Below are 13,493 nucleotides of genomic sequence, written 5' to 3' on the forward strand. Positions count from 1 at the left end.
ATTACGGCAGACGAGCATCTGTATGCTGTCAATCCACTGCATGTAATCAAACACATATCTGTCAGCCAACACGTAATTGTCCTTCGCTCGCGGGGAGGACGTGGACACGGACGCGGAGGAACCTGCCATGACAACCCAGCCCACATCCGGGACGACCGGACCGGACGACAACGGACCCGACGAGATGGACGTGCTCATCGTCGGCGGCGGCCCCGTCGGCATGCTGCTCGCCGCGGAGCTGCGCATCTCCCGCGTCCGCGCGGTGGTGCTCGAGCGCCTGCCTGAGCGCACCCCGCACTCCAAGGCCTTCGGGCTGCACGCCCGCTCGCTGGAGTCCCTCGACCGGCGCGGCCTGGTCGAGCGGTTCCGCGACGGCGCCCGGTCCTGGAACAACGGCCACTTCGCGGGACTCGACGAATGGGTCGACTTCTCCGCCCTGGACAGCAGCCACGCCTACGCCCTGCTGTCCGAGCAGACCCGGACCGAGCGCCTGCTGGAGGAGCGCGCCGCCGAGGTGGGCGCCGAGATCCGGCGAGGCCACGAGGTGACGGCGATCCGCCAGCACGCCGACGGCGTCGAGGCCGACGTCACCGGCCCCGACGGCGCCTACACCCTGCGTGCCGGGTACGTCGTGGGATGCGACGGCGGCCGCAGCCTGGTCCGCCGGGAGGCCGGCATCGACTTCCCCGGCACCGGCGGCCGGGTCACCGCCCGCCTCGCCGACGTGAAGCTCGCCGACCGGGAGAACGCCCCGATGGGCATGGAGCGCACCGAGCGCGGCCTGCTCTTCTGCGTGCCGCTCGACGACACCTACCACCGGGTGTCCACCTTCGACTTCGCCGCCGAGCGCGAGGCCGGCGCCGAGCTCACCCTGGACGAGTTCCTCACGAGCCTGCGCGAGATCTGGGGCAGCGACCTCGGCGCCCACGACCCGCGCTGGCTGTCCGTCTTCACCGACTCCGCCTGCCAGGCCGACCGCTACCGCGAGGGCCGGATCCTCCTCGCGGGCGACGCCGCCCACACCCACTTCCCCGTGGGCGGCCAGGGCGTCAACCTCGGCCTCCAGGACGCCTTCAACCTCGGCTGGAAGCTCGCCGCCACCGTCCACGGCTGGGCGCCCGACGGGCTGCTCGACACCTACGACGCGGAGCGCCAGGCACCGGCCCGCAAGGTGCTCGCCAACACCCGCGCCCAGATCGCGCTGATGAACCCGGACCCGTACGTCACCCCGCTGCGCGAGCTCTTCACCGACCTGATGCGCAGGGACCAGGTGAACCTGTACCTCGCTGAGATGCTCAGCGGCGTCACCGTCCGCTACACGCTCGACGGCCCCGCTCACCGCATGCTGGGCGACTTCGCCCGCGATCTCGTCCTGACCACGGAGGAGGGGGAGAAGACCCTCCCCGGCTACCTGAAGCGGGGCACCGGCGTGCTGCTGGACCTGGCCGGCCGCCCGGAGATCGCCCAGACCTACGAGAAGTGGGGCGCGGGCGTCTCCTGGGCCGGGCGGGTGCGTCATGTGCGGGCGCAGTGCGCCGGCGAACCGGAGCTGGCCGGCCTGCTGGTCCGCCCCGACGGCTACGTCGCCTGGGCCGTGGACCGGGACGCCTCGGAACCGGAGGTCCGCGAGTCCCTGGCCACCGCGCTCGCCACGTGGTTCGGCACCGTCTGACCGGCCGCGCGGCGAACGGCCCCGCCCCCCATCCGATGCGAGGAGACGCGTGAGCGCACCACCCTGGTCCCGGGAACTGCTGGCGAAGAGCGACCTGATCACGCCGATGGCCATCAGAGTGGCCGCCACCCTGCGGCTGTCCGACCACATGGCGGACGGCGCGGCCACCGTCGAGGTGCTGGCCAAGGCGGCGGACGTGCATCCCGTGGCGCTGCGCCGCCTTCTCCACCATCTCGTGACGGCGGGGCTCTACCGGGTCGCGGCGGAGGGCGAGTACGAGCCGACGCCGCTCGGCGACATGCTGCGCGGCGACGTCGAGGGGTCGGGCCGTGACTGGCTCGGCCTGGACGGGCCGACCGGCCGGGGCGAACTCGCCTTCCTCCGGCTGCTCGACGCCGTCCGCGACAACCGCCCCGTCTACTCCTCCCTGCACGGCAGGGACTTCTGGGAGGACGTCGAGGCGGACCCGGCGCTCGCGGAGGCCTTCGCCGCGCGGATGGCGGCGAGCATGCGCTGGGTTCTTCCCGCGCTCCTCGCGCAGGGGGAGTGGCAGGGTGTACGGCACGTCGTCGACGTCGGCGGCGGCAGCGGGGCGCTGCTCGCGGCCGTGGTCGCCGCGACCCCCGGCGCCCGGGGGACACTCGTCGATCTCGAACGGCCCGTCGCGGCGGCGGGCCAGGAGTTCGCCTCGGCGGGGCTGGCGGACCGCTGCGAGGCGGTCGTCGGCAGCTTCTTCGACCCGCTGCCGGCCGGGGCCGACGTCCTTCTGCTGGCCAACGTCCTGCTCAACTGGCCGGACGAGCAGGCCACCGCCATCCTGCGCCGCTGCGCCGAGGCCGTCGCCGAGGGCGGCCGGGTCATGGTCGTGGAAGGCCTGCTCGACGTGCAGACCGACCAGACCGATCTCGACCTGCGGATGCTCGTCTACCTCGGCGGCCAGATGCGCACCACCGGCGAACTGGCCCGGCTCGCGGCCGGAGCGGACCTGTCACTGCGCCGCGTGGTCCCCCTGGGCCCGGTCCGCTCCCTGGCCGAGTTCACCAAGCCCTGACCTCCCCCAACCCGACCCACACCGACCCGACCCGCCCCGGCCCGATCCACCCCGACCCACACCGACCCGACCCGTCCCGGCCCGATCCACCCCGACCCGCCCCGGCCCGATCCACCCCGACCGCCGCCCGTCCGGACCGCCCGAATCGGGCCGACCGGATCGGCTGGACCGACCGGATCGCCCGGACCGGATCCGTCCGACCGGGTTGCCTGGACTGGGTGGCCCGGACCGGATCCGTCCGACCGGATCGACCGGGACGGGCGGGGTCGGGTCGAGCCTGGCCGGGCTCGACCGGGCTCGGCTCTGCCTGGGCGGTCCGGTGTGGCTCTGCTCGGTTTCGGGCCCGGTGGGCCGGCCGGGACGGGCGGTTCGTCCGGCTCGGTCGGGCGGCGGGCGGTGCGCGGGACGGCCGCGGTGCCACCGCCGCTCGGCACGGCGCCGACTCCACCGCGGTGCCGGGCCGTACGTCGTACCGAGCCCGCACACACCAGCACATCGCACACATCAGCACCCCCCACACCCGTAAGAGGAGCAAGTCCATGCGTATCGTCCGTCATCACGAGTTCGGCGCCCCGTCGGTACTGCGCGTCGAAGAGGCGGAGAAACCCTCGCCGGGGCCCGGCGAGGTACTGATCCGAGCCGAGGCGATCGGCGTCAACTTCGCCGAGTGCCAACGCCGTCAGGGCATCCCGGTCGGCGGCCCCGCCACCCTCCCCGGCTCCCCGGGCGGCGATGTGGCCGGCACCGTCGAGGCGGTAGGCGAGGGCGTGACCGGAGTGCGGACCGGGGACCGGGTGGTCACCGGCGTCGGCACCGACGGGTACGCCGAGTACGTGGTCACCCGCGCCGACTGGCTGTTCACCATCCCCGAGGGGATCGACGCCGGACAGGCCACCTCCTTGCCGATCCCCGCGCAGACCGCCTACCACGTGATCGTCACGGCCGGCCGGCTGCAGCAGGGGGAGTCGGTCCTCATCACGGCGGCGGCGGGCGGCATCGGCCACCTGCTGGTCCAGATGGCACGGGCGCTGGGCTCCGGCCAGGTGCTGGCCGCCGCGAGCGGCCAGGCCAAACTGGACTTCGCCGCCTCCCTCGGCGCCGACTTCACGGTCGACTACAGCCAGGACGGCTGGGAGGAGAAGGTGCGGGCCGCCACCGGCGGCCAGGGCGTCGACCTCGTCCTGGAAACGGTCGGCGGCGACATCCTCACCAAGAGCGTCAACCTCACCGCCCCCTTCGGCCGAACCGTGGTCTACGGCACGGCCGGCGGCGACGTTCCCGCGATCGAGGTCGGCGACATCTTCGACAACCGTGCCGTCATGGGTTTCAGCATGTGGGGCGTGATGCGCCACCGGCCCGACGCCATGGCCCGGGGCGCTCGGGAGCTGCTGGACATGGTGGCCGCCGGCACCGTCCGGCCCGTCGTGTACGCCGAGCTGCCGCTCGAGGAGGCCGCAGCCGCCCACGAGTTGATGGAGGCACGCCGCCAGCTCGGACGGGTCGTCCTCGTCCCCTGACGGGGCACGCACCTTGGCGCAATAATGTGTGGACCATCATGTAAATGTGTGACAGCATGTAAGTAGTAACCCGGACTCCTGGGCGGAGCCGCGATCCTTCGCGGCTCGACACACTTCCAAGTTGGGAGAAAACCATGCGAATCATCCGCCACTACGAGCACGGCGGCCCTTCGGTGCTGCGTGTCGAAGAGGCGGAGAAGCCGCAGCCCGGACCGGGCGAAGTGCTGATCCGCACCGAGGCCGTCGGCGTCACCTTCGCCGAGGTCCAGCGGCGCCAGGGCATCCCGATCGGCGGCCACGCCCATCTGCCCGGCGCTCCCGGCGGCGATGTCGCCGGTACGGTCGAGGCCCTCGGAGAGGGCGTCACCGACCTCGCCGTCGGCCAGCGTGTCGTCGTCGACGTGGACCACAGTGCCTACGCCGACCACGTCGTCGCCGACGCCGCGTGGGCCATCCGCATCCCCGACTCGATGGACGCCGCCGAGGCGACCCTGCTGCCGAGCCCCGCTCAGACCGCGTACCACGCGCTGAAGGAGTCCGGCCAACTCCAGCCCGGCGAGACCGTGTTGATCGACGCCGCATCCGGCGGCGTCGGCCACCTCGCGGTGCAGATCGCCAAGGCGATGGGCGCCGGCAAGGTCATCGCGACCGCCAGCACCCAGGCCAAGCTGGACTTCGTCCGGGGACTGGGCGCGGACGTCACCGTCAACTACACCGACGAGGACTGGGCCGACCAGGTCATGGCCGCCACCGACGGCCGTGGCGCGGACGTCGTCCTGGAGACGGTCGGCGGCGACATCCTCATCAAGAGCGTCGCCCTGACCGCGCAGTTCGGGCGTCTGGTCTTCTACGGGTCGGCCAGCGGCGACATCCAGTCGGTCAACCCGCTGATGCTCAGCCGGATGAAGACCATCGCCGGCTTCGCGCTCTACGCGATGCTCTACAACAGGCCCGAGGCCATCGCCGCGGGTCAGCGGGACCTGCTCGACATGATCGGCACCGGCAAGGTGCGGCCGGTCGTGCACGAGCGGCTCCCCCTCGTCGACGCCGTCAAGGCGCACGAACTGATGGAGGCACGGGCCCAGCTCGGCAAGGTCGTCCTGGTTCCCTGACCGGCCGCGCCGTTCGGCCACCCTCCCGCCGGACGTGGCCGGCCGCATCATCCCCCGCTGCGGCCGGCCACCCCACCTCCACCCGCACCACGACGTGAAGATCCCCTTTTCGGACAGCGCATGACGCCGGCCCTCACGAAGGAGCCGGTGGGACGGGGACGGAACACCACACGTAGGGGCGCGCGCCCCACGCGGGACACCTGATCCCTCACCCGAAAGGCCACTGCCATGTCATCGCCGCCGACCGAATCGCACCACCCGGGAACGGGCACCGCGCCCGACACCCGCATCAAGATCGTGATCGCCGCCTGCATGCTCACGATCTTCCTCGCGATGCTCGACGCGCAGATCATCGCCACCGCCCTGCCCCGCATCGTCGGCGACCTGGGCGACCTCGACCTGTTCGCCTGGGTGACCACGGCGTACATCATCGCCAGCAGCGTGACCACGCCGATCTACGGCAAACTCGGCGACCTGTACGGCCGTAAGAAGGTCTTCGTGGTCGCCATCGTGCTGTTCCTGGCGGGCTCCGTCGCCGCCGGTGCCGCACAGTCCATGGAGCAGCTCATCGTCTTCCGCGTCTTCCAGGGCATCGGAGCGGGCGGCCTGTTCGTCTCCGTGCTCGCCATCATCGGCGAGCTGTTCAGCCCGCGCGAGGGCGCCAAGTACTTCAACCTCTTCGGCATCGTCTTCGCCGCGGCCGCCCTCGCCGGACCGGCGGTCGGCGGACTCCTCACCGATCTCCTCAGCTGGCACTGGGTCTTCCTGATCAACCTGCCCCTCGGGCTGGTCGTCCTGGTCCTGATCGTCAGCTGCCTGCACCTGCCGCCCAAGGCGCGACGCGCACAGATCGACTATCCGGGGTTCATCTCCCTGAGCCTCGCCATCGTCGCGCTGACGCTGCTCAGCAGCTGGGGCGGGGCGAAGTACGACTGGATCTCGCCGCAGACCCTCGGACTCGGCGCGGTGGCCGTCGTCATGGGCGTGCTGTTCGTGGCCGCGGAGCGGCGGGCCGCCGAACCGGTCATCCCGCTGCACCTGTTCCGCGACTCCACCTTCAGCATCAGCGCGGCCGTCAGCTTCGCGGCGGGCGTCGTCTTCCTCGGCGCGGTCAACTTCCTCGCCCTGTACGTGCAGGTGGTCACCGGCGCCACGCCCACCATGTCCGGGGTGGTGCTGCTGCCGATGATGTTCGGACTCGTCGCCTCCTCGGTGGTGAGCGGACGCATCATCACCCAGACCGGGCGCTACAAGTGGTACCCGGTGCTGAGCATGGCCCTGGGCATCGTCGGCGCCCTGCTCTTCTCCACCATGGACGTCGACACGCCGCGGGCCGTCGTCATCGCGTACATGCTGCTGTTCGGCATCGCCGCGGGCCTCAACATGCAGGTCCTCACGATGGCCGCGCAGAACACGGCCCCGCGCGACGACATCGGCGCCGTCCACGCCACGGTCTCCTTCTCCCGCCAGCTCGGCAGCACCCTCGGCATCTCGGTGTTCGCCTCCCTCTTCTACGACCGTCTCACCGGCGAACTCGCCGACCGCGTCCCGGCCGGCGCCCTCACCGGCATCGACCCGGACGCGCTCTCCTCGCAGGAGGTCCTCGACAACCTCGCCGCGCCTGTGCGCGACGCGGTCGAGCAGGCCTATGTGGCCGCCCTCAACCCCGTCTTCCTCGCCGCGGTGCCGGTGCTGATCGTCGGCCTCGCCCTCGCCCTGCGGATGAAGAACATGCCGCTGAAGACGTGGGACCACGGGGGCCACGGCGACCACGGGGACACCGGCGGCGACGAGCAGGCCCGCGAGCACCAGCCCGCGGACCACTGACCCGCCACCCTTCCACCGGCCGCCCTTCCCGAACGCCCACGCGACCGGGAAGGGCGGCCTTCCCCCACCCCGGCCCACCCCACCCGCCCTCGGCCCCTGAGCCGACGGCGGCGCCGGGACTCGGTTCTGACGCCGGTGGCGGATGTGGGGCCGACGCCCGTTCGCGGTGGTGGACAGCCGGTCGATTCCGGGCAGTCGATCCCCGACTCCAGTCGCCGCCCGCCTGCGGCCGCCGGCCGCGGGCCCGCCGCCCCGGGAGGCGTCGGCCGCAGCGTCTCGACACGGAATGCCGGTCTCGGCCTCGGGCACGCGTCGCGTCCAGGGCACACGGGTGACTTCCCCGCCGCGACCCCGCGGTCGCGTGACGGGCCCGCGGCCGCCGTTCGCCGTGCGTCGGCGCCCTGCCCTCCGGCTTCAGACGCTCGCCACGCGCCACGCACCGCGGGCCTACGGCCGCCGTTCCCCGCGCGCGAGCCCGCTGTTCTCCGCCCGGCCCTCCGCCCAGTCCTCCGCCGGCCCTCCGCTGCCTTCCGCCGGGCGCTCGCCGCCTGGGGTCTGCCCGGGGCCCGCCTGGGGTCTGCCCGGGGTCTGCCCGGGGGTCGGGTCGGGTTCTGCCTGAGGTCCGGCCGGGGTCTGCCCGGGGCCCGCCTGGGGGTCTGCCCGAGGTCTGCCCGGGGCCCGCCTGGGACCCGCCCGGCGTCGGCCGGGGTCTGCCCGGGGGTCGGGTCGGGTTCTGCCCGAGGTCCGGCCGGGGTCTGCCCGGGGCCCGCCTGGGGGTCTGCCCGAGGTCTGCCCGGGGCCCGCCTGGGCCCGCCGGGGGTCTGCCCGGGGGTCGGGTCGGGTTCTGCCCGAGGTCCGGCCGAGGTCCGGCCGGGGCCCGCCTGGGGCCCGCCCGGCGTCTGCCGGGGTCTGCCCGAGGGTCGGGCCGGAGTCCGCCCGGGCCCGCCGGGGGTCTGCCCGGGGGTCGGGCCGGGATCCGCCCGGAGTCTGCCTGGGGTCTGCCGGGGTCTGCGGGGCCCGCCCGGAGTCTGCCCGGGGTCTGCCCGGGGTCTGCCGGGGTCCGGCCGGAGTTTGGGCGAGGGGTGGGTGGTCCGTTTGGTGGGGGCAGGCCGTCCTGTGGGCCTGTCGTCGACGGGACCGTGCGTCCGGGTCCTGGCCGGGGCGGCGGCGGGAGAACGGCGGCTTCAGGAGTGCGGGGCGGAGATCGTCGGCGTCCCGGCCCGGAGGGCTTCAGCGCTCTTCGAGCCCCGCTGGACCCGCCGAGGACATCGTCGGCAGCACCGCACCCACGCAGACGCCAAGGGCGACCAGGAGGCTTGTGTGACGACGACCGAAGACCCCACCACGACGGCAGAAGCGGTCGACCCGGGCCCGCTCATCAAACTGACCATCGCCGACTGCGCTGCCAAGGTGCTGCACAGCGCCGTGACGCTCGGTGTCTTCGCCGCGCTCGCCGAGGGCCCCCGCGACGCCGCCCACGTGTCCCGGCACACCGGCATGCACTCCCGTATGGCCCCCGACTTCCTGGACGCCCTGGCCGGGCTGGGCCTCCTGGAGCGCACGGACGGCCGCTACCGCAACTCCCTCCTGGCGCAGGCCTACCTCGTGCCGGACTCCACCTCCTACCTCGGCGGGTTCGTCGAACTCACCAACGAGACCCTGTACGGAACCTGGGGCCGGCTCACCGAGGCGCTGCGCACCGGCGAACCCCAGCACCTGGACCCCGACAAGGGCGGCTTCGTCGGGGACCGGCACCAGGACCCCGCGAAGATGAAGCGCTTCCTGGCCGGTCTCGACGCCTACAGCGACCGTATGGGCGCCGAGCTCGCCCGACGCGTCGACTGGCGCCGGCACACCTCGTTCACCGACCTCGGCGGCGCCCGCGGCAACCTCGCCGGCGTCCTCGTCCAGGCGCACCCCCATCTGCGGGCCACCTGCTTCGACCTCGAGCGCACCCGGCCGCTGTTCACCGAGCACATCTCGGGTCTGGCGCTCGGCGACCGCGTGGCCTTCGTCGGCGGCGACTTCTTCGCCGACGCGCTGCCCGCGTCGGACGTGTTCGTGCTCGGCCACATCCTGCACGGCTTCGACACCGACCGGCGGCGCACCCTCCTGCGCAGGGTCTTCGACGCGCTCAACCCGGGGGGCGCCGTCGTCGTCTACGACCGCATGATCGACGACGACCGCAGCGACCCCGAACGTCTCCTGAGCAGCCTGCACATGCGGCTGGTCAGCCCCGAGGGATCCGAGTACCGGATCGCGGACTGCCGGGACTGGCTGCGCGAGGCCGGCTTCGCCGACGGCTCCGCCGAGCCGCTGCTCGGCACCCACACCCTGGTGACGGCCCACAAGGAGGCAGCAGCATGAAGCAGGAGCAGACGCCCGTCCTCATCGTCGGCGGCGGGCTGACCGGACTCTCGGCGGCCGTCTTCCTGGCCCGGCACGGGGTGCGCGCCACGCTCGTGGAGCGGCACGCCGACACCTCCTCCCACCCCAAGGCCCGCGCGATCAACCCGCGCACCATGGAGCTGTACCGCGCGGTCGGCATGGAGGAGCGGGTACGGGCCGGACGGTCGCCCATCTCCGGCAACACCGACCTGGTGCACGTGGAGACGCTGGCGGGCCAGGAACGGGTGCGGATGCCGAACGCCTCGCCCGAGGACATCGGCCGCATCAGCCCCACCCAGTGGACGCTCATCGACCAGAACCAGCTGGAGCCGATCCTGCGGGAACGGGCGGTGGAGGCCGGCGCGGACGTCCGCTTCCACACCCGGGTCGAAGCGGTCCAGGAGGACGACGAGGGCGTCCTGGTGCGGGTCAGGGACCTGGCCTCGGACACCGAGACGGAGATCCGTGCCGCGTACGTGATCGCGGCGGACGGCAGCCGCAGCCCGCTGCGCGAGATGCTCGGCATCGGCGGCCACGGTCGCGGCACCATCACCAACCTGATCAGCTTCTTCTTCGAGGCCGACCTCGACGAGGCGCTGCGCGGGCGGAAGATCATCGCCGCGTACGTCAACAACCCCGAGGTGCGCGGCACGATCATCCCCATCGACAACGACCGGCGCTGGGTCATCAACGTGTCCTTCTTCCCGGAACGGGGGCAGAGCGCCGAGGACTTCACCGAGGAGCGCTGTGTCGCACTGGTCCGCGCGGCGGTCGGTGTCCCGGACCTGCAGCTGAAGATCGAGTCGGTGGACATGCCCGCGTGGGACATCTCCGCACGGGTGGCGGACTCCTTCGCCACCCGCCGGGTCTTCGTCGCCGGGGACGCCGCGCACGTCATGCCGCCGACCGGCGCGTTCGGTGCCAGCACCGGCATCCAGGACGCGTACAACCTGGCGTGGAAGCTGGCGCTGGTGCTGTCCGGCGCGGCCGGGCCCGGTCTGCTGGCGAGCTATGACGCGGAACGGCGTCCGGTGGCGGAGGAGACCGTACGGCAGGCGATGCTGCGGTTCGCCGTCCGCGACGGCAAGCAGTACCAGGACGTCGCCGCCGATCTGCTCAGCGAGGCGGCCATGACGTTCGGCTACCGCTACCCGTCCGGCGCGTTCACGGCCGAGGACGGCGAGCCGGGTGCGCTGGTCGAGGACCCGGAACAGCCGAGCGCCCGCCCCGGCGCCCGCGCCCCGCACCTGGTCCTGGACGGCCGTGACGGCCCGCAGTCCGTCGTCGACCTCTACGGCGACGGGTTCACGCTTCTCGTCGACGGGGCGGACGCCTGGCCGGCGGCCGTCGAGGGCGAGGCCGAGGCGCTCGGTGTCAGCCTCAAGGTGGTCCGTGTCGGCCCCGACGGGCACCTGCGGGACCCCGAGGGCGCGTTCCTGCGGCGCTACGGTGTCCGTCCCGGCGGTGCCGTGCTGGTCCGCCCCGACGGATTCGTCGCCTGGCGCACCACCGGCGAGGGCCCGGGCCCGCACGACCGCGAGGCGTCCCACTCCCTCCGCACCCTCCTGGACCGCCTGTAGCCCCGAGAACGACCGCTCCGGCTCGGGGGGAGAGAGGGGGCGGGCCGACAAGGCTCCTGAGCAGCACCGTGCCGACCGGGTCCGGCCAACGGGCCGACCGGCCCCGCCCCTTCGGCCCGGCCCGGCAACCGGACGGCCGGCCAGTCGTCCGGACGAGCGCGGTTCACCCGGTCACCGGCCCGCCCCTCCGAGACCGCCCGACGACGGCCGCACCGGGAGGGCGGGACCGCCGTTCGGCCCGACGGGGGTGGTCCGCCCCGGCGCGTTCTCACTCCCGGCCCCCGGATCTCCCGGCTGCCACAGTCGGGCCCCGGCCGCACCAGCCGTCAGGTGCGCCCGTCAGAGCGACTCGAGCCTCGGGGACGTGAGCCCCGCCCCGGCATCCCCGATGTCACGGCGCCTCAGCGCCCCAGGACCTCAGCGCCCCAAGGCCCCAGGGCCCCGACGCCCCTGCGCCTCGACGTCCCCGATGTCCCAGCGTTCCAGCGTCCCGGCACCCTTGTGCCTCCAGTGCCTCCAGTGCCCCAGCGCCCCGGTGCCCTTGCGCGCCTCGGTCCCCCTGCACCCTTGCGCCCTGAACCCCCCGCCGACCTTGCCCACGCCCCCGCCCTCGCCCCCCGATGACTCCGCGGTGTGATCCAGGAAGAGGATCACACCGCGGACGTGTGCCGGGGCGGGGTCAGGATGACCGGGCGGGGTCAGGTCCTGGGGCGGGAGAGGAGCGTGTCGAGGGCTGTCGACAGGGCCGTGGCCGGCCGGGACGGGAGGTCCCGCGCGCGCCAGGCGATGAAGCCGTCGGGGCGGATCAGCACGGCGCCGGACGCTTCGACCCCGTACCGGGAGAGGAAGGCCTCGGCCGTCCCGCGCGGTTCGTCGGCGCCGACGCGGTGGAAGGAGACGGCGGGCGCACCGCCCGCCGCCGCGCAGGCCGCCTCCCACGGCGCGCCCTCCGGCCCGGCCAGCAGCCAGAAGTCGCCGTCGAGCAGATCGTGCAGCGGCGTCTCCTTGCCCGCCCGGACCAGCGGCAGATGGGGAGCGCGGGTGCCCGGCCGCCCCGACGGGACGGTGGGGTCCTCGACGGGCGCGCCGTCGTCGGGGCCGCCCTCACCGAGTACGGCCCCCGAGCGGTACACATGGCCGAAGAGCACGGTCGTCTCGGGCCGGTGCCGGGCGGCCGCCGCCTCGTCCAGACCACTGCGCTGGAGGTAGCGGATCACGCCCTGGTCGACGGTGAACTCGGCGACCGGCGCCCGCTCGAGCTCGTAACTGTCCAGCAGTTCGGGCCCCGCGTGGCCGCGCAGCACCAGGGCGAGCTTCCACGCCAGGTTGTGCGCGTCCTGGATGCCCATGTTGCCGCCGAAGCCGCCGGTGGGCGGCATGACGTGCGCGCTGTCGCCGGCCAGCAGCACCCGGCCGGAGCGGAAGCGGTCGGCCACCCACGCGGCGATCTCCCAGCTCGTCGCCGTCTCCACCTCGACCGGCAGGTCGGCCACGCCGACCGCGTCCCGTACCAGCCGCACGCAGTCCTCGGCGGCGAACTCCCGGTGGCTGGCCCCGGGCGGCAGGCTGGGCGCCAGCACCCACCGGTCGGAGTCGTCGCCGCCCAGCTTGCCGAGCACCCCCTTGACGCGGTCGTTGCTGACGAAGCAGAGGAAGAAGGTGCGTCCCGCGACGTACGGGTCGAGATCGGCGTGGAAGATCACGTTCATCTGGCCGCCGAAGACGCCCTGCCCGTGCCGGCCGATGCCCAGCGCCTCCCGCACCGGCGCCCGTGAGCCGTCCGCGGCGACCAGATAGCGGGCGCGCACCCGGTACTCGCCCCGCCCCCCGTCCGGCCGCAGGTCGCGCAGGACGGCGGTGACCCCGTCCTCGTCCTGCTCGAACCCGGTCATCTCGGTGGCGAACCGTACGTCCGCCCCCAGCTCCTCGGCTCGCGCCCGCAGCACCGGCTCGAAGCGGTCCTGTCCGATCAGGGTCCAGCCGGTGGTCCCCACCTCGTTCGGGTCGTGCCGGAACGGCCCGTCGAAGCGGCCCAGTTCCGCGCCCGCGAGCGACTCCGCCTGGAGGATGTCCCCGTACTGGGCGTACGGGTTCTCCTGGGCGCGTACGGCGTCCTCCAGTCCGAGCGCCCGCATCAGCTCCATGGTGCGCGGGCTGGCCGCCTGGGCGCGCGGATGGGCCGATATCTCGGGGTGCCGTTCCACCAGGACCGCACGGACGCCCTGCCGGGCCAGGAACAGCGCCTGGGCCAGTCCCACCATGCTGCCGCCCACGATCAGTACCTCGGTCGTCTCTTCTGCCATTCCGGCTCCCGGGATGAGTGCGGATGTGCTCGGACACGGAGCG

At 73.4% G+C, this 13,493-nt stretch carries 8 protein-coding genes; 7 read left to right on the forward strand and 1 reads right to left on the reverse strand.

Translation table 11 applies throughout. The annotated features are described in order from the left end of the window. The first annotated feature begins 127 nt into the window (after window positions 1-127). From ACYQ8Q_RS37615 to ACYQ8Q_RS37645, 7 genes are all read left to right on the forward strand, one after another. Window positions 128-1,672: an FAD-dependent monooxygenase gene (locus ACYQ8Q_RS37615; RefSeq protein WP_460071162.1), complete on the forward strand. Its 1,545-nt coding sequence runs from the start codon at window positions 128-130 to the stop codon at window positions 1,670-1,672. A gap of 49 nt (window positions 1,673-1,721) precedes the next feature. Beyond that, window positions 1,722-2,723 carry a methyltransferase gene (locus ACYQ8Q_RS37620; protein ID WP_460071163.1) on the forward strand — a complete coding sequence of 334 codons (1,002 nt, stop codon included), beginning with the start codon at window positions 1,722-1,724 and terminating at the stop codon, window positions 2,721-2,723. A gap of 539 nt (window positions 2,724-3,262) precedes the next feature. Then, window positions 3,263-4,240 (forward strand): quinone oxidoreductase family protein, encoded by a 978-nt coding sequence (locus ACYQ8Q_RS37625; protein ID WP_460071164.1) that lies wholly within the window; start codon window positions 3,263-3,265, stop codon window positions 4,238-4,240. Between the two features lie 134 nt (window positions 4,241-4,374). Beyond that, the gene (locus tag ACYQ8Q_RS37630; RefSeq protein ID WP_460071165.1) at window positions 4,375-5,352 is read left to right on the forward strand and encodes a quinone oxidoreductase family protein; all 978 of its coding nucleotides are present in this window, start codon (window positions 4,375-4,377) and stop codon (window positions 5,350-5,352) included. Between the two features lie 228 nt (window positions 5,353-5,580). Next, window positions 5,581-7,179, forward strand: coding sequence for an MDR family MFS transporter (locus ACYQ8Q_RS37635; RefSeq protein ID WP_460071166.1), 1,599 nt, complete (start codon window positions 5,581-5,583; stop codon window positions 7,177-7,179). A 1,320-nt stretch (window positions 7,180-8,499) separates the two neighbouring features. Next, window positions 8,500-9,546, forward strand: coding sequence for a methyltransferase (locus ACYQ8Q_RS37640; RefSeq protein WP_460071167.1), 1,047 nt, complete (start codon window positions 8,500-8,502; stop codon window positions 9,544-9,546). Beyond that, window positions 9,543-11,147: an FAD-dependent oxidoreductase gene (locus tag ACYQ8Q_RS37645; RefSeq protein ID WP_460071168.1), complete on the forward strand. Its 1,605-nt coding sequence runs from the start codon at window positions 9,543-9,545 to the stop codon at window positions 11,145-11,147. Before ACYQ8Q_RS37640 ends, ACYQ8Q_RS37645 begins: the two co-directional genes overlap by 4 nt. Before the next feature lie 698 nt (window positions 11,148-11,845). Here ACYQ8Q_RS37645 and ACYQ8Q_RS37650 read toward each other — a convergent pair. Then, window positions 11,846-13,450, reverse strand: coding sequence for an FAD-dependent monooxygenase (locus tag ACYQ8Q_RS37650; RefSeq protein WP_460071169.1), 1,605 nt, complete (start codon window positions 13,448-13,450; stop codon window positions 11,846-11,848). Window positions 13,451-13,493: the final 43 nt, after the last annotated feature.

Source organism: Streptomyces sp. YKOK-I1, from assembly GCF_054660435.1.